Origin of the sequence: Embleya sp. NPDC127516 (assembly GCF_044765325.1) — a bacterium.
Classification (GTDB): Bacteria; Actinomycetota; Actinomycetes; order Streptomycetales; family Streptomycetaceae; genus Embleya.
Map to the genome: position 1 here is coordinate 261,667 of NZ_JBIWJT010000001.1, position 23,444 is coordinate 285,110.

Consider the following 23,444-nt stretch of genomic DNA (forward strand, 5'->3'; position numbering starts at 1 on the left):
CTCAGCGCAGTCGGTGCAGGGCCCGGCGGGCGGCCTTGGCCACGTCGGGATCGGGGTGGGTGGCCTCGGCGAAGCGCAGCACGTCCTCGGCGCACGGGTGGCCCATCGTCGCGAGTTCGCCGAAGACCACGTCGGCGCCCGGGCCCTGACTGCCGGTCACCTCGGTGAGCAGGCCCAGTACGGCGGCCTCGTGCCGGCCGAGCAGCGCCGCGGCGGCATTGTCCGCGGTGAGCCAGGCCAGGGTGCGCAGCGTCGCGGGGGGCACGTCGCGGTCGTGGGTCAGGCGCCAGTTCCACACGTGCGGGGCGAGGGTGGGATCGGCGGCGGCCTCGGCGAGGGCGCGTTCGACGGCGGCCTCGGGGAGGTCCGCGTCACCCACGTGGGCGAAGAGCATGAGCCGCTCCGTGGGGCCGGCCGCGCCCGCGACCGCGAACAGTTCGGACAGCGCGGCATCGACCGGACGGCACGCGATCCAGCTCGCGAACGTACGCGTGGCCACCGGTCGCGGCCACGCCCCCATCGCACCGAGCAGCCGGGCGCCCGACGCCGCGGTGTAGTCGTCGACGGTGGCGACCGGCAGCCCCTGCTCGCGGAACATCCGGTGCACGAGCGTGCCACCGAGGCCGGTCAACGTGATGCCCTCGGCGGTGCGCCGAACGATGCCGAGCGCCGCCAGCCGATCGGCAAGCAGGATCACACCGGCCCGAACCCGGCCGAGCAACTCGGCGGGCGTGCGATCCGCGATCGCGGGCGGGGTCGCGGGCGCGGGCTGGGTCGCGGGCGCGGCCCCGGGCAGGTGCGGGTCGGGCACAAGCGCGTCAGTCGCGGGCAGGTCGGTCGCAGGCGCGGCCGCAGGCGGGTCGGCCGCAGATGAGGACGAGGCGCTCACGGGCGTGCGCGGGTCGGTCGCGGGCGGGGTCGCGGGCATGCGCGGGTCGGTCGCGGGCGGGTACCCGTCGCCCGCAGGCGCGGGCGCAGGCGAACTCGGCTCGGGCTCGGGCGCGGGCGCGGGCGCGGGCGCGGGCGCGGGCGCGGGCGAAGGCGGGCATTCGTCGGCCGCAGGCGCAGACATGCGCAAGTCGGTCGCGTGCAGGTACCCGTCGATCGCAGACGCACACGCAGACGCAGACGCACTCGAGTCGATCGCATCCGCGCCCGCGCCGCACAGCCGGCCCAGTTCCCGGACCAAGTCGGGCGCGTCCAGGATCCGGCCGAGCGCGAACGCCTCGTCGTCGGCCGGCGGCTCGGCGGGCAACGTGCGCACCACGTGGTCGAGGTCGCGGCGCACCGCCAGACCGACGAACAGCGACACCGGGAGCGGACCACCGAGCTGGACCAAGCCGGTGAACAGCGACGCGGCGAGCCCCTCGGGAACATCCCATCGCTGCTCGTGGGCCTCGCCGAACGTCGCGTTGTCCTCGGCTACCACCACCATCGCGCGCGCGGCGAGCGCGATCAGCTCGCGGTCGCCACCCTCGCGCCACACCCGCAGACCGTCCGCGACGTGCACCGCGTCGTCGGCCAGGACCAGCAGGCCGGTGCCCAGTGCGAGCGTCCAACGCCGGTGCAGGGCGTGCTCGCCCCGGGCGGTACGGGGCGGGGCGGTGGCGGGACGGGGCGGCTGCGCGCGAATGCCGAGTTCGGCCATGACCCGGCGCGCGACCCCGCCCGCGAGTACCTCCTCGTGGGTGACCGGCAACGGCCCGTGCTCCGCCACGTACTCCGCGAGCGCGGCGGCCTGCGCGAGCAGCGGTGACATCCGCGCGGCCAGCGCGCACTCGGAGGTGGGCGGCACGTACAGCGGCGGCAGCGCGGGATCGGTCGGACCGCCACCCGGGCCGGTGAGCGGCGCGGGCACACCCAGCTCCAGGAAGCGAGTGCGCAACCCGTACAGCCCCAGCGGGGTCAGCCGCACCGCCATGAACGGCGCCCCACCACCGACGAGCTCACGGATCTCCAGGACGCCGAACGCGCGCAGGTCGTCCATCTGATGAGCCAGCGTCAGGCCGGTGAACAGCGCCGGATCGGCGACCGATGGCGACCGCGGGCGGCCGTCGGGCGTATACGAGAGCAGTTCGAACAACCCGCCCATCGGCACCCATCGACCCGCGTGGTCGTACAGCTCCCGCAACAACTCGCGGATCACGTCGCCCCCGCGCAGCACGTGCCCGGCGCGACGCACCGCCGGTCGCCCGGTGGCCTCGCCCACCGCGACGCCCTCCCACAGGCTCGACCACACGCCCAGCACGTCGCGGGGTCGGCCGACCGCCAGCGCCCGGGCGAGCGCGCCGGCGGTCGCGACGGTGCGGCCGACCTCGATCAGGCCCGCAGCGCACGCGATCGACCAGACGTGGTGCAACGGCTCCACGTCACGCGCGCTGCGGACGCCCGCGATCGGTTCGATGCCCAGCAGCAGCGCGGCCTCGGCCGCGGGCGCCAAACGCAGGACCCCGGTCGCGGTGACCGGCCGGCCGCGACCGACCCAGCGGGCAAGGGTGAGCGCGGCGGCGAACGACGGCGCCGTCGACGCGGCCCGGGCCAGCTCGCGCTCGTCCGGCAACCGCACCGCCGGCAACGCCCTGCCTCGGCCGGGACCGGTCGCGTAGCCCGCCACGAACAACTTCTTCGCCGATCCCCAGCAGGTCGAATCGGCCATCCGAGCCGGGAGTTCTCCCTCGTGCCGATCCAACACCGCCAACATCGGGTCGAGCCGGTCGCTGTCCGGATGCAGGGGCCCGCGCTCGCGCAGGAACTCCAGAAACAGCCGCAACGCGGGCACGACCAGTCCGACCGTGTCGTCACGGGGCAGCGCAACGTGCGCGGGCACCAGCGTCTCCAGCAGCGCGTTCAGGTCGCCGGCGCGCCAGCGGGTGTGGTCGTCGAGCCGCAGACAGGCCACCCGCAGATCGAGCAGCGTGCCCAGGACGTCGATCATCCGCTCCGCGTCCCGGGCCGGTCGGCCCGCTCGCGCGAGCCACGTGCCGAAGTCGGCCACGATGCCGCAGGAATCGGGAGATAGCGCCACGTCGCAGAGCGTAGTGAGCGCCGCAGCCCCTTCGCATGGATTTCGGACAATCCATGCGAACCCCCAAGACCCGAAACCACCACCCCTCATGAGGCCGCCGAGCACACCACCATCCGCGCCTCCACCTACCGCAATTCCCGGGCGACGCCCGCGATCAGCCCCGAAATCATCCGTACCTGCGCCGACCGGCGTCCGCGCACGCGACGACGGTTCGCCACCCACAACCGCCGGCCCTCGCACCCGCGACCACTCGCGCCCGCGCCTGCGCCCATTCCCACCTGCGACCGCACCCGCGACCCTCCCAGCCGCGCCCTCGACCCACCAGCGCCTGCGCCTGCGTCCCCTCGCGTCTGCCCCACACCCGCGACCACGCCCCCACCTGCGCCTGCGCCCATCAACCCCCGCGCCTGCACCTGTGCCCGCAGGCGTCGCCACTCGCAGCCACCGGTGCCCACGCATGACGACACCCGCACCCGCCCCCCACAACCACCTGCGCCCGCGCCCGCGGCCGCGCTCACACTCGCAGGCTCCCCCACCCCGTGCGCCATGCCATTCCGCGCCCATCCCCAACGGTGATGTCCGCCACTTTTACTGACAGAGCGTCAGATCTCCAGCGGACCTGCGTGAACACCGGCGCGTCGGGACGGAAAAAGACAGCCGTCTCCCTTCAGGTGACGGGTCGTCAGGTGGCATGGTGACCCCAGCGCAGAGCACGCCCGCAACGGCGGCCCCGCGCCGAGGCGACAACGTACGCGATCCACAGTGAGGTGCCCCGTGCTGCTCGACCCTTCCGCCGCCCTGCTCACCGATCGCGTCGCCGTGGTCACCGGTGCCGCCCGGGGAATCGGCGCGGCGACGGCCGTCGCGCTGGCCAGGTTCGGCGCCGACGTCGCCATCTGCGACCGCGAGCCGCTCGGCCTCCAGGAGACCGCGAAGGCGATCGAGGCCACCGGGCGCCGCGCGGTCGCGGCCGAACTCGACGTCCGCGACGGCGACGGCGTCGAGCACTTCCTCCGCGAGGCGCACACCACGCTCGGCCCGCTGGACATCCTCGTCAACAACGCCGGCGGCGGCTTCTGGTCGCCGTTCCTGGAGGTCCGCCCCAAGGGCCAGACCGCCCTCGTCGACGAGAACTTCACCTCCGTCACACACGTGATCCGGCACGGCACCCCCCTCATGCGCGAGGGCGGCTCGATCGTCAACGTCACCAGCATCGAGGCATTCCGCGCGGCGCCCGGGTTCGCGGTGTACGCCGCGATGAAAGCCGCGGTCGAGCAACTCACCAAATCGCTCGCCCTCGAACTCTCGCACCGCCGCATCCGGGTCAACTGCGTCGCCCCCGACGCGATCCCCACCCCCGGCGACGCCGGCCTCGCGGAGACTTTCGAGACCGACGAGGGCGCCTACGACTATGCCGCCAAGGTCCCCCTCGGCCTCGGCACCCCCGACGACTGCGCCGCCCCGATCGTCTTCCTCGCCGGCGACCTGGCCCGCTTCGTCACCGGCACCACCCTGCACGTCGACGGCGGCACCATGGCCGCCTCCGGCTGGGTCCGCCGCCCGGACGGCACCTTCACCCCCTGACTGCCCCCCGCACCCGCCGGCCCGGCCCCGCACCCGCACCCGCCGGCCCCAGCGCTCGCGACCACCCGAAGCGCCCGAACATACCCACCGCCGGAACGTACACACCGCCCGTCAAACCCACCGCCCACCGGACCCGACCGACCATCCCGCCCGACCCGACCGACCGCGGAATTGGGAGTGCAATGGAATTCGGCATCTTTCTTCAGGGCTACAACCCGTCGTTCCGGCGCGAGGGAAACCCCAACGCCGAACACGAAGCGCTGATGAACGACATGGACTTCGCGATCGCCGCCGACCTGGCCGGCTTCAAGTACGTCTGGCTGAGCGAGCACCACTTCCTCGACGAGTACTCCCACCTGTCCGCCAACGACGTCATGTGCGGCTACCTCGCACACGCCACCGAGCGGATCCACATCGGCTCCGGCATCTTCAACCCGCTCCCCCAGGTCAACCACCCGGCCAAGGTCGCCGAACGGGTCACGATGCTCGACCACCTCACCAAGGGCCGCTTCGAGTTCGGCACCGGCCGCGGCGCCGGCAGCCACGAGATTCTCGGCTTCCTGCCCGGCATCGAGGACATGTCCGAGACGAAGGCCATCTGGGAGGACGTGATCCGCGAGTTCCCGAAGATGTTCCTCCAGGACACCTACGAGGGCTACGACGGCGCCTACTGGCAACTCCCGCCGCGCAAGATCCTGCCCAAGCCGTACGGAAAGTCGCACCCGGCCATGTGGTACGCCGCCGGCAGCCCGCCCTCGTACGCGATGGCCGCCCGAATGGGCCTGGGCGTACTGGGCTTCTCGATCGGCGACCCGGCGAGCGCCGAGAAGCTCGTGGCCGGCTACAAGCGCGAGATCGGCAACGCCGAACCGATCGCCGACTTCGTCAACGACAACGTACTCGCGGTCAGCACCGGCTTCGTCGCCGAAACCCGGGAACAGGCGGTCGCCAACGCGGTCGCGGCCCGGCCGATGTACCTGACCAGCAACGTCTTCCGCTACCACGACACATTCCCGCACCCGGAGGGCATCCCGTACTGGCCCGAGTTGATGCCCGACCTGACCCCCGAGCTGGTCGAGTTCGCCGCCGACGCCGGCGCGCTGATCTGCGGTGCGCCGGACGGCGTACTCGACGCGGTCAAGGCCTACGAGGCGGTCGGCGTGGACCAACTCGTGCTCGGCCTGGGCTGCGACAACCGCGAGAACACACTCAAGACCATCGAGCTGTTCGGGAAGCACATCATCCCCAAGCTCGACACCGAGCCGGAACACCGCACCACCCGGTTCCGCCGGCAGGCCTGACCACCCCCGCCCGGTCGGCGTCCCCGGCCGGGTCCGTCCCGCCCGACACGTGTCACCGCACGACCCGAAAGGCAGCCATGAGCTTCAAGGAATACCCGATCCGGGTGGGCAGCATGCTGTTCACCGCCGTGGACCCCGAGCGCGGCCACGAGGTGAGCTACAACCGCTGGTACGAGCGCGACCACTACTACGCGGGCTGCATGATCGGCCCCGGCATGCTCGCGGGCAGCCGCTGGGTGGCCACCGCCGACCTCAAGGCGCTGCGCTTCCCGGCCGACACCGACGTCGTCCCGGCCATCGAGGCGGGCTCCTACGTCGCGATCTACTGGATCAACGACGGCCAGTTCGACGAGTGGAACGCGTGGGCGGTCGACCAGGTCAACTGGCTCTACGGCAACGACCGCGGCTTCCAGCACCGGATCCACGCGCACACCGGCATGTATCTGCACGACAGCCGCTGGTACCGCGACCAGGACCCGGTTCCGCTGGAGCTCGCCCTGGACCGCAACTACCAGGGTCTGGTCTCGCTCGCCGTACAGCGCGCCGAGGGCACCACGCAGGAGGACCTGGAGGCGTGGTTCACCGCGCAGTTGCCGGACTTCCTCAAGGGCTCGCCGATCGCGTCGGTGGCCGCGTGGACCGCCGTCCCGCTCAAGGACGACGCCCCCGCGTTCGTACCGCGCGACCCGAACGCGGCGACCCGCAGCATGCAGCTGTACTTCCTCGAGGGCGACCCGCGCGAGAGCTGGGACGCCTTCAAGGCGTGGGCCGAGCGGATCGACGCCTCGGGCATCGGCCGGGTCACCTACTGCGCCCCGTGGATCCCCACCGTGGTCGGCACCGACAAGTACACGGACGAACTCTGGGGCTGATCCCGACCGTTGATCGACACGTACGCGGCCCCGGGTCCAGTCGACCCGGGGCCGCGTACGTCACCGCAACAGCCGTCACCGGAACAGCCGCAACGAACATCCGTCGATGAACAGCCGCGACCACAAGCCGTCGCGATCACCGCAGTCGGCTGTGCTGCTTCCCGTAGAAGAAGTAGACGGCGAAACCGGCCACCATCCACACCACGAACCGAAGCCACGTCTCGCTGCTGAGGTTGATCATCAACCACAGCGTGGCCATCATCGACAGGATCGGCAGCCACGGCACGAACGGCACCCGGAACGCGCGCGGCAACTCGGGCCTGGTCCGGCGCAGAATCAGCACACTCACCGCGACCACCATGAACGCGAACAGCGTGCCGATGTTGACCATGACGTCGATCTCGTGGATCGGGGTGAATCCGGCGATCGCCGCGACCACAACCGCGATCAGCATCGTACTCACGTGCGGCGTGCCGTACTTGGGATGCACCTTCGCGAACAGCGGCGGCAGCAGCCCGTCCCGGCTCATCGCGAAGAAGACCCGGCTCTGACCCATCATCAGGATCATGCACACGGTGGTCAGACCGGCCACCGCGCCGATGCTGATGATGGTCGCGATCCAGCCCTTGCCGACCGCCCGGAACGCCTCCGCCAACGGCGCGGACGACGAGAGCATGTCGTAGCGTTGCATCCCGACCACGACCAGCGAGACCGAGACGTACAGGATCGTGCAGATCAGCAGCGAGCCGAGGATCCCGATCGGCATGTCGCGCTGCGGCTTGCGGGTCTCCTCGGCGGCGGTGGCGACCACGTCGAATCCGATGTACGCGAAGAACACCAGGGCCGCGCCGGAGAAGATCCCCATCGCCCCGTAGATCTGCGGGTCGAACCCGAACAGGGTCTGCACGAGCGGCGCCTTGAGCCCGTCCTTGCCCGAGCCCGACGGCTGCGAGTCGGGCACGAAGGGGTTGTAGTTGCCGGTCTTGATGAAGAACAGACCGGCGAAGATCACCAACAACACGATCGCGATCTTGATGGTGACCATGACGAGGTTGAACCGCGCCGAGAGCTTGACGCCGAACACCAGGATCGTCGCGACTCCCAGTACCAGCACCAGCGCCGGCAGGTTGACCGTCCCGCCGTCACCGGGCGCGGCCGTGATCGCCTGCGGCAGTTCGATGTCCGCCTGCGAGAGCAGCGAGGTCAGATAACCCGACCAGCCGATCGAAACCACCCCGACGCCGAGCGCGAGTTCGAGGATCAGGTCCCACCCGATGATCCACGCGGGCAATTCGCCGAGCGTGGTGTACGAGAACGTGTACGCCGAACCCGCCACCGGGACCGTGGACGCGAATTCGGCGTAGCACAGCGCGGCGAGCCCACAGACGACCCCCGCCAGCACGAACGACAACGCGACGGCCGGACCGGCGTAGTCCCTCGCGGCGGTACCGGTCAGCACGAAGATACCCGTGCCGACCACCACGCCGACGCCGAAGACCATCAGGTCGAGCGCGGACAACTCCCGGCGTAGACCGTGCCCTTCGGAGACATCGGTGTCCTGGATGGACTGCTCGATGTTCTTGGTGCGAAACAGCGCGTTGGCCATGGCAACACCTCCTGGTGGCGGAGACCGTTGCCATGATCGAGGGTTTCACTCCTGTTTTCGGGTGACCGATCCTCGGCGCGTCAGGGTGATCTTCGAACTCGACCCCGAGGCGCCGAAGCGGCGACCGGCCCGAGACCGGCGCTCCTCGAAGCGCGAGAGCCCCCGAATCCGGGCACCGACGGGCACGGTTCGGCCCGCGAACCGAAGGAGTGGACGGCCCGGGAAGGCCGCCCACCCCGCAGGCTGGGAAGCCGGGAAACGGGAAGCCCGGAAAAGCGAAACGGCCCCGGGGCCGGGAGCGGAAGCCATGGCTCCCACCCCGACCCCGAGGCCGTCACATCGCGCGCGCCGCTCTCGGGTCAGGCGGTCGTCTCGTGCTGCTCGGCGTCGGCGTCCGCCGTCTTGGACGCGATCTCCTCGACCACCTGGCGCGAGATGTCCTGGGCGTTCAGCCCGATCCGGGCCAGCACCTCCGGACGCTCCGCGTGGTCCAGGAACTCCTGCGGGATGCCGAAGTCGCGCAACGGTACGTCCACCCGCGCGTCCCGCAGCGACTGCGCGATCATCGAACCCACGCCACCGGCACGGCCGTTGTCCTCGATCGTGACCACGAGCCGGTGCCGGGCCGCCAGCGGCGCGAGCCCGGCCGGGACCGGCTTGATCCAGCGCGGGTCGACCACGGTCGCGGCAATGCCCTGGTCGGCGAGCCGGTCGGCGACCTCGACCCCGATCTCGGCCATCTGCCCGACGGTCACGATCAGCACGTCGCCGCGCTCACCGCCACCGTTGCGCTCGGGGCCGGTACGGCGCAGCACGTCCATCCCGTCGATCCGGCCGATCGCCTCGATGTCGGGACCCACCGCGCCCTTGCCGAACCGCACCACGGTCGGCGCGTCGCCGACCTCCATCGCCTCGCGCAGTTGGGCACGCACCTGTGTCGCGTCCCGGGGAGCGGCGAGCCGCAGGCCCGGCACGACCTGGAGGATCGACATGTCCCACATGCCGTTGTGGCTGGCCCCGTCCGGCCCGGTCACACCGGCCCGGTCGAGCACGAAGGTCACACCGCACTTGTGCAGCGCGACGTCCATCAGCACCTGGTCGAACGCGCGGTTGAGGAAGGTGGCGTACACCGCGACGACCGGGTGCAGGCCACCGGTGGCCAGGCCCGCCGCCGAGGTCACCGCGTGCTGCTCGGCGATCCCGACGTCGAACACCCGGTCCGGGTGCTTGGCGGCGAACTTGTGCAGCCCGACCGGGATCAGCATCGCGGCGGTGATGCCGACGACGTCCTCGCGCTCGTCGGCGATGGCGACCATCTCGTCGGCGAACACCGACGTCCACGAAGCGCCCGACTTCTTCACCGGCAGGCCGGTCTCGGGGTTGATCACCCCGACCGCGTGGAACTGGTCGGCCGCGTCGTTGACCGCGTGCGCGTAGCCCTTGCCCTTCTGGGTGATCGCGTGCACGATCACCGGCCCGCCGAAGCCCCGGGCCCGGCGCAGCGCGTTCTCCACGGCCTCGACGTCGTGCCCGTCGATCGGACCCACGTACTTCAGGCCCAGGTCCTCGAACAGGCCCTGCGGCGCGACCGCGTCCTTGAGGCCCTTCTTGGCGCCGTGCAGCATGTCGTAGACGGGGCCGCCGACCACCGGCGTGCGGCCGAGGACGCCCTTGCCCCACTCCAGGAAACGCTCGTAACCGCGCGTGGTGCGCAGCGTCGCGAGGTGGTCGGCGAGGCCGCCCTGGGTCGGACCGTACGAGCGCTCGTTGTCGTTGACCACGATGATCACCGGGCGGTCCTTGGCCGCCGCGATGTTGTTCAGTGCCTCCCAGGCCATGCCGCCGGTCAGCGCGCCGTCGCCGATCACCGCGACCACGTGCCGATCGTGCTGCCCACGCACCTGGTACGCCTTGGCGAGGCCGTCGGCCCAGGACAGCACCGTCGAGGCGTGCGAGTTCTCGATCACGTCGTGCTCGGACTCGGCACGACTGGGGTAGCCGGACAGGCCGCCGGCCTGGCGGAGCCGATCGAAGCCGTCCTTGCGGCCGGTCACGATCTTGTGCACGTAGCTCTGGTGACCGGTGTCGAACAGGATCTTGTCGCGCGGCGACTCGAACACCCGGTGCATCGCGATCGTCAGCTCGACCACACCGAGGTTGGGACCCAGGTGACCACCGGTCTTGGAGACGGACTCCACCAGGAAGGTGCGGATCTCGTCCGCGAGCTGCGCGAGCTGCTCGGGCGAGAGGGCCTTGAGATCACGGGGTCCTCGAATGCTGTCCAGCAGGGCCACCCGTTCCTCCTTCGTCAGATCCGTCACCGCCCCCACGGGTCTGCGTGCAGGAGAGGCGTCCACCGAGTCTAGACGCGGCGGTGCACCCGGATGGTTCGCATCGAGGTACCGCGATGGGCCATCCGTGCGGAACGGCTCACATCGAGACGCCGGCGATCTGCGCCTCGGGTGTGCGTTCGACGGCGAAGGGAGACATCTCGCTCATCACCATCGCCATCGCGCCGAGCACCTCGGCCCGCTCGCCGAGCGACCCGGTGACCACGGACAGTCGGCGCGAGGCGCTGGGAATGGCGTACCGCCCGACCGACTCGACGATCGGCGCGATCAACAGGTCGCCGGCGCCGGCGAGGTCGCCGCCGAGGATGATCCGTTGCGGATTGAGCAGGTTCGTCAGGCTCGCCACACCCACTCCCACGTGCCTGCCGGCGTCCGCGACCACCCGCCGGCAGCCCGCGTCGCCGTCCTTGGCGAGCTCGATCATGCGCTGGATGGTCAGGTCGGTGCCGTGACTGCCGCGGAGCAGGTCGAGCAGGTAGGAGGCGTTGGTGAAGGTCTCCAGGCAGCCGCGGTTGCCGCACCGGCACACCGGTCCGGACTCGTCCAGCGTTATGTGACCGATCTCGCCCGCGGTACCGCCCGGGCCCCGGTACAGCCGGCCGCCGATCACCAGGCCCGCGCCGACGCCGCCGGACACCTTGAGGTAGGCCATCTCGGTACAACCCACGCCCGCGCCCCACACGAGTTCGCCCAGCGCGCCGAGGTTGGCGTCGTTGTCGACCAAGACCGGCAGGCCCAGCCGTGCCTGCATCGCCTCGCGCGGGTGGCAGCCCACCCAGCCCGGCAGGATCGTGGTCGAGCCGAGCGCGCCGGTGTCGATGTCGATCGGGCCGGGCACGCCGAGCCCGACGCCGGTGACCTCGCCCCGAACCGCGCCGGCGCGCTCGAGCAGCACGCCGAGCAGGCGGTCCGCGAGCGCGAAGCCCTCGTCGGCGGAGGAGTCGACGTCGATCGGCACGTGCTCCTCGGCGAGCACGCGGTGCGCGAAGTCACCGATCGCCACGCGCAGGTGACGGTGGCCGAAATCGATGCCGACGACGACGCCCGACGCGCGACTGAGCGAGACGTTGCGGGCCCGCCGGCCGCCGGAGGACGTGGGGGTCACCTCGACCATGTCGAGGGCCTTCAACTCCCGTACGATGTTCGACACCGTCGCGGCGGACAGCCCGGTACTCCTGGCGATCTCGGCCTGGGTGAGCGCACCCGCCATGCGCACCGCGTGCAGGACCCGATCGAGGTTGGCCCGGTGCAGCGAGGACTGGGACCCGGAGGAGTGCGACCCCGGCGGCTGGGCCTCCCGGAAGCGGGCCCCCGTCATGCCGTCGGACATCTGCGATCCCCTCGCCCCGGTGCATCTGACGCACTTCTTGTGTGCAAGTCCTGAACTCTATTGCGCCCTTCGTGCGGGCAGAAGAGTCAAACCTGAACGCAGGCGTCACGATCGGGCCTCTATTCACCGCTCGGCGCGCGGTGAACGCATGGAACGTTACAAACACCCCTTTCGCGCCGGCGCCCGGCGACCCCGTGCACGTGCCTTGTGCCCCGCGCCTTGTGCCTTCTTGTGCACGGGCGTCGGGCGACGCCGCGCCCGCTCACCCCCTCCGCGACGCGGAACGTGTCACGGTCACAGCCGAGGCTCCCAACGTTCGCCCGCGAGGGCCTCCTCGACCAGCCGAACCGCCCGCTCGGTGGCCGCCGCCCGTGAGCCCTCGTACTCGTACATGCGCAGCACCGCCTCCAAAGCGGCCACGGGCACCCGGCCCGCGAGTTCGACGCGCGCCGTGCCGTAGCCGTGCCGGGCGGCGGCGAGCGCGGCGGCGACGTGCTGACGGGCCATCCGGGCCAGGATCAGCGGGTATTTGCGCAGCACGTCGTGGCTTCGATAGCCGGGTGGGCACAGGTCGTACAGCCAGGCGACCGCCGTGTGCTCCCAACCCGGTACACCGGGTGGCCGAACGCCTCGCGGCCAACCCGCCGGCGCGATCCCGTCCCTCCCGCGGGGCTTGGATTCCGCCCCGTTCCCAGCCTCGGCACGCCTGAAGCGACCCGGCTGCTCCCAGGCCGGGGTGTCGCGATCGCCATTGCCGTACATATGTTCGATTATGCGCGGTGGTTGGCCGAGAATGCACGCATGGATCATGGAGGGGGACATCCCGCACCCGCGTTCGACCTCCGGATCGGCGGGATCGGCCCCGCTCCGCCCCCGTTCGACTCTCGTACGACCTTCCAGGAGGACCCGTGATCCAGGCCGACCGCTCCGGCGACGAGGCCGCGTTCGCCCACATACCGCTGGTCGGCGTGTGGCGGAACGGCTTCCTGGAATCGATCCACCACGGCACGGCCGTACTCGCCGGCACCGACGGCTCGGTGGTCGAGGGACACGGCGCGGTGGACGCGCCGATGTTCCCGCGCTCGACCAACAAGCCGTTCCAGGGCCTGGCGATGGCGCGCAACGGGCTCGACCTGGACGGCGAGCTGCTCGCGCTCGCCTGCGCCAGCCACTCCGGCGAGACGTTCCACCTGGAGGGGAGCCGACGGATCCTGGCCCGGGCGGGCCTGCCGGAGAGCGCGCTGCGGTGCGTGGCGGACCTGCCCCTGGGCGCGGCGCAGCGCGACGCGTGGCTGGCGGCCGGCAAGGGGCCGGAGCGGATCGCGATGAACTGCTCGGGCAAGCACGCCGCGATGCTGCTCACCTGCGTGCGCAACGGCTGGTCGACCGAGGACTACCTGGATCCGGAGCACCCGCTGCAGCGGGCCGTGCGCCGGGCAGTCGAGGACGTCGCCGGCGAGCCGGTCGCGGCGGTGGGTGTGGACGGGTGCGGGGCACCGCTGTTCGCCATCTCGCTCGCGGGCCTGGCCCGGTCCTACGGCCGCTTCGCGGGGGCCTCCGAGGGCACGCCCGAACGACGGATCGCGGACGCGATGCGCGCCCACCCGGAGTGGGTCGCGGGCACCGGTCGCGACGTGACGAACCTGATGCGGGCGATCCCGGGCCTGCTCGCCAAGGACGGCGCGGAGGCGGTGTACGCGGTGGGCCTGCCGGACGGTCGGGGCGCCGCGGTCAAGATCGCGGACGGGGCGACGCGGGCACACATCGTCGCCATCGCGGCGCTGCTGTGGCGCATGGGCGTGGACGAGCAGACCCTCGCCCCGTTCGCGCAGGCACCCGTCTACGGCGCCGGCGAGGTGGTCGGCGCCGTCCGCGCGTTCCCCCTTTTGGGTGAACCAACGCCCTAGCCCTGTCGCCCACACGAGCCGGGCACAAAACTGACCCTGCGGCCGGTTGGGAAACCAACCGGCCGCGCCAGTGCCGCCCGATCCCGGTGCCCTCGCACGTGCCGGCGGATGCGCCCGCGGGTGCGAGCGCAAGGGCCGCGCCCGCGAGCGCAGCCGCACCGACCGCACCCGCCACATTCCGTCCCGGATCGGCGACTCGCTCGGGCCGAACCCGAAAGGCACCGGGCCGAGCCCCCGAAGGAGCCCGACCCGGTGCCTCGATGGCGCGCGACCTACCGTCGCCGCGGCGATCGTCAGCCCTTGTTCACCAGCGACCGCAGCACGTACTGCATGATCCCGCCGTTGCGGTAGTAGTCCGCCTCGCCGGGGGTGTCGATGCGCACGACCGCGTCGAACTCGACGCCGGTGTCCGTGGTGACCTTGACGGTCTTGGGGGTGCGACCCTCGTTCAGCGCGGTGATGCCCTCGAACGCGAAGGTCTCCTCGCCGGTGAGGCCGAGGGAGGCGGCGCTGTGGCCGGCCGGGAACTGCAGCGGGATGACGCCCATGCCGATCAGGTTCGAGCGGTGGATGCGCTCGTACGACTCGGCGATCACCGCGCGCACGCCCAGCAGCGAGGTGCCCTTGGCGGCCCAGTCGCGGGACGAGCCCGAGCCGTACTCCTTGCCCGCCAGCACCACCAGCGGAATGCCCGCGGCCTGGTAGTTCACCGACGCGTCGTAGATCGTCGACACCGGGGCGTCGGCCTGCGTGAAGTCACGCGTGAAGCCGCCCTCGGTGCCCGGCGCGATCTGGTTGCGCAGACGGATGTTCGCGAACGTGCCGCGGATCATCACCTCGTGGTTGCCCCGGCGCGAGCCGTACGAGTTGAAGTCCTTGCGCTCGACACCGTTCTCGGCCAGGTACTTGCCCGCCGGACTGTCGCCCTTGATCGAGCCCGCCGGCGAGATGTGGTCGGTGGTGACCGAGTCGCCCAGCTTGGCCAGCACGCGCGCGCCCGCGATGTCCACGACCGGCGCCGGCTGCATCTGCATGCCCTCGAAGTACGGAGGCTTGCGCACGTAGGTGGACTGCGGGTCCCACTCGAAGGTGGCGCCCGTCGGGATCTCCAGCGACTGCCAGCGCGAGTCGCCCGCGAAGACGTCGGCGTAGCGGTCGATGAACATGTCCTGGTCGATCGAGGAGGCCACGACCTCGGCGATCTCCTCGTCGCTCGGCCAGATGTCCGCGAGGTAGACCGGCTTGCCCTCGGAGTCCACGCCCAGCGGCTCGGTGGTGATGTCGATGTCCATCGACCCCACGAGCGCGTACGCGATCACCAGCGGCGGCGAGGCCAGGTAGTTCATCTTGACGTCGGGGTTGATCCGACCCTCGAAGTTGCGGTTGCCCGAAAGCACCGAGACGACCGCGAGGTCGGCGTCGTTGACCGCCTTGGAGACCTCCTCCGGCAGCGGGCCGGAGTTGCCGATGCAGGTCACGCACCCGTAGCCGACCAGCGAGAAGCCGACCTTCTCCAGGTACGGGATCAGGCCCGCCTTCTCGTAGTAGTCCATGACGACCTTGGACCCGGGCGCAAGCGTGGTCTTGACCCACGGCTTGCGGGTCAGACCCTTCTCGACGGCCTTCTTCGCGAGCAGCGCGGCGCCGAGCATGACCGAGGGGTTCGAGGTGTTGGTGCACGAGGTGATCGAGGCGATCACGACAGCGCCGTGGTCGATCTCGTACTCGACGCCGTCCTCGCCGACCACCGTGGTCGGGTTGTGCACGCGACCGTTGGAGCCGGTGGGCGCGTCCGAGGCCGGGAAGGACTCCTTGCCGGACTCGTCGCCGTTGGTGACGTAGTCCGCCAGCGCGCTACGGAAGCGGGCCTTGGCCTCGGCCAGCACGACCCGGTCCTGCGGGCGCTTGGGGCCGGAGATCGAGGGCACCACGGTGGAGAGGTCGAGCTCGATGTACTCCGAGTACTCCGGCTCGTGGCTCGGGTCGTGCCACAGGCCCTGGGCCTTCGCGTACGCCTCGACCAGCGCGAGCTGCTTGTCGTCCCGGCCGGTCAGTCGCAGGTAGGTGATCGTCTCGGCGTCGATCGGGAAGATCGCGCAGGTCGAGCCGAACTCCGGCGACATGTTGCCGATGGTGGCGCGGTTGGCCAGCGGCACCGCGCCGACGCCGTCGCCGTAGAACTCGACGAACTTGCCCACCACACCGTGCTTGCGCAGCATGTCGGTGATGGTCAGCACGACGTCGGTGGCGGTGACGCCGGGCTGCGCCTTGCCGGAGAGCTTGAAGCCGACCACGCGCGGGATCAACATGCTGACCGGCTGGCCGAGCATCGCGGCCTCGGCCTCGATGCCGCCGACGCCCCAGCCGAGCACGCCCAGGCCGTTGACCATCGTGGTGTGCGAGTCGGTGCCGACGCAGGTGTCGGGGTATGCCTGGCCGTTGCGCACCATGATGGTGCGAGCCAGGTGCTCGATGTTGACCTGGTGCACGATGCCGGTGCCGGGCGGTACGACCTTGAACTCGTCGAACGCGGTCTGGCCCCAACGCAGGAACTGGTAGCGCTCCTTGTTGCGGCCGTATTCGATGTCGGTGTTGATCTCGAACGCGTCCGGCCGGTTGAACACGTCGGCGATGACCGAGTGGTCGATGACCATCTCGGCGGGCGCGAGCGGGTTGATCCGGGAGGCGTCGCCGCCGAGGGCCTTCACGGCCTCGCGCATCGTGGCGAGGTCCACGACACACGGCACGCCGGTGAAGTCCTGCATGATCACGCGCGCCGGCGTGAACTGGATCTCTTCGCTCGGCTCGGCCTTCGCGTCCCAGCCGCCCAGGGCACGGATGTGATCGGCGGTGATGTTCGCGCCGTCCTCCGTGCGGAGCAGGTTCTCCAGCAGGACCTTCAGGCTGTAGGGGAGGCGCTTGCTGCCCTCCACCTTGTCCAGCCGGAAGATTTCGTACGACTCGTCACCCACGTTCAGGGTGGAGCGAGCGTCGAAGCTGTTCGCGGACACGACGGTCTCCCTTGATCTTGTGCGTTTCTCCCGCATCCTGCCGACACCCACTCGACTCACGCCAAGCAAGGTGACCCTAAGTAGGGGATGCCGGGGTCTGCGCCCCGCAGATATCTTGATGTCAAGACAAGTCTAGTCTAGGCCCCGACTCCTCCGTGCGGGTACCCGCCACACCCGCGCCGACCCGTCGCTCGCGGATTCCTGTGGGCGATCTCCCCCACACGCGCGCGTGCGCCCCTAACATGCGGACAGCGAGTCCGGCACGACCCACGCGTGGGTCCGGCGAGTGGCCCGGGTATGCGTTCGGAGCACGAGCGCCTCGGGCGGGATGGCGACGAGGGGGATGACGCCATGAAGCGGATCCGGATCGGCGTATTGGGCGCGGCTCGCATCGCGCCGGCCGCACTGGTCAAGCCCGCGCGGCTGATCCCGGAGGTGCAGGTCGCCGCGATCGCCGCCCGCGACGCTGCCCGCGCGGATACCTTCGCGCGACGGCAGGGCATCCCGCGAGTGCATACGGACTACGCCGCCTTGATCGCGGACCCGGAGTTGGACGCGGTGTACATCCCGCTGCCCAACGGGTTGCACGCGCACTGGACGATCCGCGCGCTGGAAGCCGGCAAACATGTGCTGTGCGAGAAGCCGATGGCCGCCAACGAGGCCGAGGCACGCGAGATCGCGGACACCGCCGCGAGTGCCGGCCTGGTGGCGATGGAGGCCTTCCACTATCGGTATCACCCGCTCGCGGGCCGGATGCGCGAGATCCTGGACGACGGCGAGTTGGGCGAGATCCGCCGAATCACCACGTCGATGTGCTTCCCGCTGCCGCTGCTCGGCGACATCCGCTACCGCTACGACCTGGCGGGCGGGGCGCTGATGGACGGCGGGTGCTACGCGGTGCACCTGATGCGACTGCTGGCGGGCGACGACGGAAGCGACCCGATCGAGGTGGTGGACGCGCACGCCCTGACGGTCCGCAAGGACCGGCGGGTGGACCGCGCGATGTCGGCCCGACTGCGCCTGCCCGGCGGCGTGACCGGCACCGTGCACGCGTCGATGTTGTCCCGGCGCGTCCTGGACATGCACGCGCACGTCGTCGGCACCCGCGGCGAGATGCGCGTACTGAACTACCTGATGCCGCACCTGCCGCACCGCTTCACCGTGCACACGGGCAAGCGCAAGCGCCGCGAGCACCTGGGCGAGGCCGCGAGGACCCCGACGTACCGCCTGCAACTCCAGGCGTTCGCGGACGCGATCCGCCTCGGCGGGCCGCCGCTGACGCCCGCTGCGGACGCGGTGCCGACGCTGCGCGTCATGGACGCGATCTACCGCGCGGCGGGCCTGCCCCTGCGCGGACAGACCCCGCCCACCAGGTGAGCGCGAAAGAGCCCCGCCGTAACCGAGGCCGGCCCATCACGCCTCGAGATACGACGCGCCGGCTCAAAGCATGATGTAGTGCAGGATCACGTCGTGGACGTGTCGGCCCTTGTCGTCGCTGCGAAACTCCACGCTGTAGGTCTGCGTGCCGACGTGGATCGCTATTTCGCTGGAGCTCAGGTACGAGCCGGTGAAGCTCTTGTTGGAGACCATGCTCACGCTGCTGATCTTCGAATAGGGCAAGGAGGTGATCGCGACCTTCTTGCCCACGAAGCTGTTGTCCTGGATGATCGCGCGCCGGTCGGTCAGGCCGATGAACCCGGTGCCGACGCCCTTCGCGTCGTAGACCGCGATGATCTGCTCACCCGGCAGCAACCCGCTCTGGATCTTCTCCAATTGCTCACGCTTGTCGAAGACGACGTTTCCCGCTCCGCTCATCCTTTGCTCCTCCTCGTCGACCTGCGACACCCAGCCTAAGGCCGCTCGATCAGCGCCATTCACTCGTCGCGTGGAAGTGTCGCAACGTGTCCTCGTACGCGGTCAGATCCAGCTCCTGTCGCGCGAGCCACTCGTCGGAGTAGTACGAGTGCGCGTAGCGCTCGCCACCGTCGCACAGCAGCGTCACCACCGAGCCGGTCCGACCCGCGGCGCGCATCTCGGCCACCAGACGCAGCGCACCCCACAGGTTGGTGCCGGTCGAGCCGCCCGCCTTGTGTCCGGTACGCCGGTGCAGGTCGCGCATCGCCGCCACCGACGCGGCGTCGGGGACCTTGATCATGCGATCGACGATGTTCGGCATGAAGCTGGCCTCGACCCGGGGCCGACCGATGCCCTCGATCCGCGACGAACACGCGTCGGTGTACGCCGGATCGTGCGTGCGCCATCCGTCGAAGAAGGCCGAGTTCTCGGGATCCACGACGCAGATCTTGGAGTGGTGCCGGCGGTAGCGGACGTAGCGGCCCATGGTCGCGCTCGTGCCGCCGGTGCCGGCGCCGACCACGATCCACTCGGGGATGGGATGCCGCTCCTCGGACATCTGCTCGAACACCGACTCGGCGATGTTGTTGTTGCCCCGCCAGTCGGTTGCGCGCTCGGCGTAGGTGAACTGGTCCATGAAGTGCCCGCCGGTCTCCGCCGCCAGCGCGCGCGAGACGTCGTACACGGTGGCGGCGTCCTCGACCAGGTGACATCGGCCGCCGTGGAACTCGATCAGCTCGATCTTCTCGGGGCTGGTGGTGGCGGGCATGACCGCTACGAACGGCAGGCCGATCTGGTTGGCGAAGTACGCCTCCGAGACGGCCGTGGAACCCGAGGACGCCTCGATCACGGTGGTGCCCTCCTCGATCCACCCGTTGCACAGGGCGTAGAGGAAGAGCGAACGCGCGAGCCGGTGCTTGAGCGAGCCGGTCGGGTGGGTCGACTCGTCCTTGAGGTAGAGGTCGATGCCCCACTCCGCGGGCAGCGGGTAGGCCAGCAGGTGGGTGTCGGCGGAACGGTTCGCGTCGGCGGCGACCTTGCGGATGGCCTCGTCCACCCAGTCGCGGGTCTTGGCGCTGAAACGATCCACATCGTGGTCCACCGACGTCACGTCCACTCCCCTGGCTGGTTCATACCCCGCGCCGGGTTCGGGCGGCGAGGGCTGCGGGATCGATGGTGATCGATCGTGGCCCAGGCTACGGGCCGACGCGCGGGCCCCTGGGCCAACCCCTCGAATGGCCCATGAGCTGCGCATACGTATTCTCGGCCGGAAGTTGTGACGTGCCGGGGGGTCCGCCGCGTCTATGGGGTGGGTACGCGCGAGGGCGCGTAGGGACGAGGAGGGTCTATGGCGGGCTTCGACGCTGAGCCGGCCGATTTCCTGGAGTTCGCCAACGCGTGCAGCGGTCGGCTGTTCCGGACGGCCTGGCTCCTGTGTGGCGATTGGCATCTCGCCGAGGACCTCGTGCAAACGACGCTGGGCAAGTTGTATCGGGCCTGGAAGCGGGTCAGCCGGGCCGACAGCCCGGAGGCGTACGCGCGCACCGTGCTGACACGCACCTATCTGTCCCACCGACGCAGGCTGAGCAGCACCGAGCAGCCCTACGCCGACCTGCCGGAGGGCTCCGGCCCCGAGGAGGACCAGGCGTTGCGGTTGACGCTCTTGAAGAGCCTGGCCGAACTGCCGCCCAAGGACCGGGCGGTACTGGTCCTGCGGTACTGGGAGGACCTGAGCGTGGAGCAGACGGCGCGGCAGATGGGCGTGTCCGAGGGGGCTGTGCGCAGCAGATCGATGCGGGCGTTGGAGAAGTTGCGCAGCGTGCTCGGGGCCGAGTCGGGATGGCTCTCCGCCGCATGAGGGAGTTGCCGCGTACACCGCCGGTACGGCCGTACGGCTGGTGAGCAGCAACGACCTGTGTTCGCACGGATGTCACCGATGGCGAGGAGACGGTAGGTCTATGGGGTCCGACGAGAATGAGCTGGCGGCCGCGATGCGGACGTCGGCGTCGGGGCTGGTCCCCCCGACGGGATTGGTCGCGGGCGGCATCGCCCGAGGCAGACGCATGAAGCTGGTACGACGTATCCAGGTCGGCGCGTCGACCGCGGCGGTACTGGCCGTCGCGAGTACGACCCTGCTCGTCGTGGCGAACGGAAACGACGACCACCGCGGGCGGGTGGCGGGTCCCGCGAGCACGACCGCCGAGGTCTCCGCGCCCGCCACCGAGGCCGGGCCCAAGCCCCGGCCGACGCTCACGGTGCCGGCCGGGACGGTGCCCGTGCTGCCACCGCTGCTGCTGCACAAGCTCTTGGCACTTGTGCCGGAGAACCTCCTGACCTCCCGGCTCACCGGCTCGGACAACACGAACCGGACGTCTGCGGGAATTCACAACGCAGGCGCTTCGGCGTCGTTCGTTCTCGAGGACTCGGCGGGGCCCAGCCTGCTCTCGGTGTCGGTGGAGCAGAACGCCGACACCCCGGAAACCGTTGAATGTCCGCACCCGGGCGGCGAGGTCTACGCCAAATGCGTGAACTACGAGGCTCCGGCAGGCCGGGTGGTGGAGCGGCAGGACTGGGTCTACCCCGCGGCGCCGGACACCCCGGAGAACCGCGCGGACGGCAAGGCCGGACCGTGGGGCAACGGGCCCAAGGTCTGGTCCGTGCGAGTCCTGCGTCGTGACGGCGTCGTGATCACCATCGAGGAGATCGCCTCGCGGGAGGAGAAGGGCGACATCGGCCGGAACACGCCGATCCTGTCGATGGACCGGCTGCGTGCGATCGCCACCGACCCGACCTGGCAGCTGTGGGTGGCCTCGGACGCCAACAAGGCGGCGGCCGACGCCTCGCCCAAGATCGGCAACCGATCCCCGTTCGGCGAGAATTACCAAACCCCGCCGTCCACCTCGCCATCCCCGTCGAACACGGGGGCAGCGCGGTCGGAGAACGGGACCGAAGCCGTCTCGTCGGGGTCCGGTGTCCCCTCCGGAACCGTCGGGACCTCGCGGTCCTGAACATCTTCGACGCCTGCCGGGCATGACTCGCCGTCGGCCGGGCATGCGCCGGATATCGAGCCCCCGGGCGCCTCTGACTCCCCCCTCACGCTCCGGGGGCTCGATGCCGTCCCGGTCCTCCCGTCTGGGATCCTGACGCGGGGTCCTGCCGGCCCCGAGGAGACTTCGAGGGAGGCGGTCGCGATGACCGAGGGCATAGGGATCGGTCTGGGCGGCGTGGGGTTCGAAGGTGGCTACGCGGAATACGGCCCGGCGGACGCCGAGGACCGCGCCCGGCACATCCTGGAGGTCTTCGAACGGGCCTTCGGCGCGCTGATCGATGGCGACTCCGCCGCGTTCCGGGTGAAGTTCCGCAAGATGGCGGCTTCGGCGTTCGCGTTCTATCGGGGCACGGCCTGCCTGTTCTACGCCGACCTGGACGGTCGTGTGGACCCCTTCCTGGACGAACGCAACTCGCGGGTGTGGATCCACGGCGACCTGCACGCGGAGAACTTCGGCACGTACATGAACGCGGACGGCAAGCTCGTGTTCAACGTCAACGACTTCGACGAGGCGTACGTCGGCCCGTGGACCTGGGACGTCAAGCGCTTCGCGGCGAGCCTCGCGCTGATCGGACACGGCAAGGCCCTCAGCGACGACACGATCACGACCCTCGTCGCGGGCTACGGCGCCGCCTACCTCGACCAGCTTCGACTGCTGACCGACAAGACCACGCCACAGGAGGCCGCGCTGACCCTGGCGACGACCGAGGGGCCGCTCCTGGAGGTGCTGCGGCAGGCCCGGCTGCAGACCCGAATCGAGTTGCTCCGCTCGCAGACGGTGGTGCAAGACCACGAACGGCGATTCGCCCTGTCCGGCGGCGCGTTCGAGTTGTCCGACGACGTCAAGGCGACGGTCTTGGAGGCCTTCGGGCGCTACCTGGACACGTTGCCTCCCGCGACCCGGCAGCGGCCGGACACCTACGACGTCAAGGACGTCGTAGGGCGGCGCGGGGTCGGCATCGGCAGCGCCGGCCTGCCCTCGTACAACTTGCTGATCGAGGGCAACACGGAGGCGTTGGAGAACGACGTGATCCTGTACATGAAGCAGGGCCAGACGCCGTCGGTGAGCCACCACGTCACCGACCCCGAGGTACGGTCCTACTTCGAGCACGAAGGACACCGCACGGTCATCTCGCAGCGCGCACTGCAGGCGCACGCGGACCCGTGGCTGGGCTACACCGACATCGACGGGGTGGGCCAGCTGGTCGCCGAGGTGTCGCCGTACGCGAACGACCTGGACTGGTCCGACCTCAACGAGGTGGACACGATCGCGGAGGTCGTGGAATACCTGGGCCGGGCCACCGCGACGATGCACGCGGTGGCCGACGAGGAAAGCGGTCACACGCTCGTACCGTTCTCGACCGAGCACGCGATCCTCGAGGCGATCGAGCGCGACGAGGAGGGCTTCACGACCTCGCTCGTGGACTTCGCGCACGCGTACGGGGCGCGCGCTCGCGCCGACCACGCCATCTTCGTCGACCTCTTCCGTAACGGGCTGATTCGGGGGTTGTAGGCGCCACCGGCGGCGCGAAGACGCCCTCACGGTGCTGTCCG

General features: G+C 70.5%; 16 protein-coding genes. 8 read left to right on the forward strand and 8 right to left on the reverse strand.

Annotated features, from left to right (window positions below):
- Position 1: 1 nt before the first annotated feature.
- Positions 2 to 3,025: a hypothetical protein gene (locus ACIRL2_RS01135; protein ID WP_402229234.1), complete on the reverse strand. Its 3,024-nt coding sequence runs from the start codon at positions 3,023 to 3,025 to the stop codon at positions 2 to 4.
- 774 nt (positions 3,026 to 3,799) lie between these two features.
- On the opposite strand from ACIRL2_RS01135, the gene ACIRL2_RS01140 reads away from it, so the two are divergent.
- The 3 genes from ACIRL2_RS01140 to ACIRL2_RS01150 all read left to right on the forward strand — a co-directional run bounded on the left by ACIRL2_RS01140 (position 3,800) and on the right by ACIRL2_RS01150 (position 6,782).
- The gene (locus ACIRL2_RS01140; RefSeq protein ID WP_402229236.1) at positions 3,800 to 4,609 is read left to right on the forward strand and encodes an SDR family NAD(P)-dependent oxidoreductase; all 810 of its coding nucleotides are present in this window, start codon (positions 3,800 to 3,802) and stop codon (positions 4,607 to 4,609) included.
- A 182-nt stretch (positions 4,610 to 4,791) separates the two neighbouring features.
- Positions 4,792 to 5,910: an LLM class flavin-dependent oxidoreductase gene (locus ACIRL2_RS01145; protein ID WP_402229238.1), complete on the forward strand. Its 1,119-nt coding sequence runs from the start codon at positions 4,792 to 4,794 to the stop codon at positions 5,908 to 5,910.
- 77 nt (positions 5,911 to 5,987) lie between these two features.
- Entirely contained in the window at positions 5,988 to 6,782 is a 795-nt protein-coding gene (locus tag ACIRL2_RS01150) for a hypothetical protein (RefSeq protein WP_402229241.1), read from the forward strand.
- A 136-nt stretch (positions 6,783 to 6,918) separates the two neighbouring features.
- Here ACIRL2_RS01150 and ACIRL2_RS01155 read toward each other — a convergent pair whose 3' ends face one another.
- The 4 genes from ACIRL2_RS01155 to ACIRL2_RS01170 all read right to left on the reverse strand — a co-directional run bounded on the left by ACIRL2_RS01155 (position 6,919) and on the right by ACIRL2_RS01170 (position 12,831).
- Positions 6,919 to 8,388: an amino acid permease gene (locus tag ACIRL2_RS01155; protein WP_402229243.1), complete on the reverse strand. Its 1,470-nt coding sequence runs from the start codon at positions 8,386 to 8,388 to the stop codon at positions 6,919 to 6,921.
- Between the two features lie 359 nt (positions 8,389 to 8,747).
- On the reverse strand, positions 8,748 to 10,682 hold the full coding sequence (dxs, locus tag ACIRL2_RS01160; RefSeq protein WP_395859929.1) for a 1-deoxy-D-xylulose-5-phosphate synthase: 1,935 nt from the start codon (positions 10,680 to 10,682) through the stop codon (positions 8,748 to 8,750).
- A 136-nt stretch (positions 10,683 to 10,818) separates the two neighbouring features.
- On the reverse strand, positions 10,819 to 11,949 hold the full coding sequence (locus ACIRL2_RS01165; RefSeq protein WP_402229610.1) for an ROK family transcriptional regulator: 1,131 nt from the start codon (positions 11,947 to 11,949) through the stop codon (positions 10,819 to 10,821).
- Positions 11,950 to 12,363: 414 nt separating this feature from the next.
- Positions 12,364 to 12,831 (reverse strand): hypothetical protein, encoded by a 468-nt coding sequence (locus ACIRL2_RS01170; protein ID WP_395859798.1) that lies wholly within the window; start codon positions 12,829 to 12,831, stop codon positions 12,364 to 12,366.
- A 146-nt stretch (positions 12,832 to 12,977) separates the two neighbouring features.
- Here ACIRL2_RS01170 and ACIRL2_RS01175 point away from each other — a divergent pair, with 146 nt between their 5' ends.
- Positions 12,978 to 13,976, forward strand: a complete 999-nt coding sequence (locus ACIRL2_RS01175; RefSeq protein WP_402229245.1) for an asparaginase — start codon at positions 12,978 to 12,980, stop codon at positions 13,974 to 13,976.
- Between the two features lie 293 nt (positions 13,977 to 14,269).
- Here the strand turns inward: ACIRL2_RS01175 and acnA are convergent, their stop codons facing one another.
- Complete coding sequence (gene acnA / locus ACIRL2_RS01180; protein WP_402229248.1) at positions 14,270 to 16,987, reverse strand: aconitate hydratase AcnA; 2,718 nt, start codon at positions 16,985 to 16,987, stop codon at positions 14,270 to 14,272.
- Positions 16,988 to 17,338: 351 nt separating this feature from the next.
- Here acnA and ACIRL2_RS01185 point away from each other — a divergent pair, with 351 nt between their 5' ends.
- On the forward strand, positions 17,339 to 18,364 hold the full coding sequence (locus ACIRL2_RS01185; RefSeq protein ID WP_402229250.1) for a Gfo/Idh/MocA family protein: 1,026 nt from the start codon (positions 17,339 to 17,341) through the stop codon (positions 18,362 to 18,364).
- A gap of 63 nt (positions 18,365 to 18,427) precedes the next feature.
- Here the strand turns inward: ACIRL2_RS01185 and ACIRL2_RS01190 are convergent, their stop codons facing one another.
- Both ACIRL2_RS01190 and ACIRL2_RS01195 read right to left on the reverse strand, forming a co-directional pair.
- Entirely contained in the window at positions 18,428 to 18,802 is a 375-nt protein-coding gene (locus ACIRL2_RS01190) for a PH domain-containing protein (protein ID WP_395859802.1), read from the reverse strand.
- Positions 18,803 to 18,851: 49 nt separating this feature from the next.
- A complete protein-coding gene (locus tag ACIRL2_RS01195; RefSeq protein ID WP_402229253.1) occupies positions 18,852 to 19,958 on the reverse strand; it encodes a PLP-dependent cysteine synthase family protein in 1,107 nt (368 codons plus the stop codon).
- A 231-nt stretch (positions 19,959 to 20,189) separates the two neighbouring features.
- On the opposite strand from ACIRL2_RS01195, the gene ACIRL2_RS01200 reads away from it, so the two are divergent.
- The 3 genes from ACIRL2_RS01200 (at position 20,190) to ACIRL2_RS01210 (ending at position 23,403) form a co-directional block, all read left to right on the forward strand.
- Positions 20,190 to 20,699: a SigE family RNA polymerase sigma factor gene (locus ACIRL2_RS01200; protein ID WP_395859804.1), complete on the forward strand. Its 510-nt coding sequence runs from the start codon at positions 20,190 to 20,192 to the stop codon at positions 20,697 to 20,699.
- A gap of 100 nt (positions 20,700 to 20,799) precedes the next feature.
- Positions 20,800 to 21,849, forward strand: coding sequence for a hypothetical protein (locus ACIRL2_RS01205; RefSeq protein ID WP_402229256.1), 1,050 nt, complete (start codon positions 20,800 to 20,802; stop codon positions 21,847 to 21,849).
- Between the two features lie 183 nt (positions 21,850 to 22,032).
- A complete protein-coding gene (locus tag ACIRL2_RS01210) occupies positions 22,033 to 23,403 on the forward strand; it encodes a DUF2252 domain-containing protein (protein WP_402229258.1) in 1,371 nt (456 codons plus the stop codon).
- The last annotated feature ends 41 nt before the right edge of the window (positions 23,404 to 23,444 follow it).

Excerpts from the sequence above, each read along its gene's own strand:
- ACIRL2_RS01145 (WP_402229238.1), top strand. The coding sequence starts at position 4,792 with ATGGAATTCGGCATCTTTCTTCAGGGCTACAACCCGTCGTTCCGGCGC.
- ACIRL2_RS01150 (WP_402229241.1), top strand. The coding sequence starts at position 5,988 with ATGAGCTTCAAGGAATACCCGATCCGGGTGGGCAGCATGCTGTTCACC.
- ACIRL2_RS01155 (WP_402229243.1), bottom strand. The coding sequence starts at position 8,388 with ATGGCCAACGCGCTGTTTCGCACCAAGAACATCGAGCAGTCCATCCAG.
- ACIRL2_RS01165 (WP_402229610.1), bottom strand. The coding sequence starts at position 11,949 with ATGGCGGGTGCGCTCACCCAGGCCGAGATCGCCAGGAGTACCGGGCTG.
- ACIRL2_RS01170 (WP_395859798.1), bottom strand. The coding sequence starts at position 12,831 with ATGTACGGCAATGGCGATCGCGACACCCCGGCCTGGGAGCAGCCGGGT.
- ACIRL2_RS01185 (WP_402229250.1), top strand. The coding sequence starts at position 17,339 with ATGAAGCGGATCCGGATCGGCGTATTGGGCGCGGCTCGCATCGCGCCG.
- ACIRL2_RS01190 (WP_395859802.1), bottom strand. The coding sequence starts at position 18,802 with ATGAGCGGAGCGGGAAACGTCGTCTTCGACAAGCGTGAGCAATTGGAG.
- ACIRL2_RS01200 (WP_395859804.1), top strand. The coding sequence starts at position 20,190 with ATGGCGGGCTTCGACGCTGAGCCGGCCGATTTCCTGGAGTTCGCCAAC.
- ACIRL2_RS01205 (WP_402229256.1), top strand. The coding sequence starts at position 20,800 with ATGGGGTCCGACGAGAATGAGCTGGCGGCCGCGATGCGGACGTCGGCG.
- ACIRL2_RS01210 (WP_402229258.1), top strand. The coding sequence starts at position 22,033 with ATGACCGAGGGCATAGGGATCGGTCTGGGCGGCGTGGGGTTCGAAGGT.